The organism is Microbacterium umsixpiens, assembly GCF_053543675.1.
The window spans coordinates 1-460 of the sequence record NZ_JBLVOH010000228.1; the positions used below are offsets into that span (position 1 = coordinate 1).

The 460-nt window shown below is 70.0% G+C and carries 1 protein-coding gene; it reads right to left on the reverse strand.

The annotated features are described in order from the left end of the window. Positions 1 to 460, reverse strand: a 460-nt coding sequence (locus tag ACNPM4_RS19275; protein WP_448986833.1) for an ABC transporter ATP-binding protein, incomplete at both ends; no start/stop codon positions are given.

The following is a 460-nucleotide window of genomic DNA, read 5'->3' on the forward strand; positions in this document are numbered from 1 at the left end:
CGTCATGCGTCACCACGACCAGGGACCACCCCTGCCCCGACGTCGTCGCCAGAAGCACGCCGAGCACATCCGACGCCGTGCGCGAATCGAGCGCCCCGGTCGGCTCGTCGGCGAAGATGACGCGGGAGTTCGTCGCTCGTGCTCGGGCGATGGCGACCCGCTGCGCCTGTCCGCCGGAGAGCTGGCCGATCCGTCGGTCTTCCAACCCGCCCAGGCCCAGCTCCGCGAGCAGACTCTCGGCGGTCTGCTGGGCCTCCGCCCGCCCCCTGCCGTTCAACAGCAGAGGCAGAGACACGTTCTCCGCGGCGGTCAACTCCGGAATGAGCATCCCGTCCTGGAAGACGAAGCCGAACTCCGTCAACCGCAGGGCTGAGCGCTCACGATCCGCCATCGCCGCGACATCCGCCGTGCTGCGTTCGGTGCGCAGCATCACCGTGCCGGAGTCGGGGCGGATGACTCC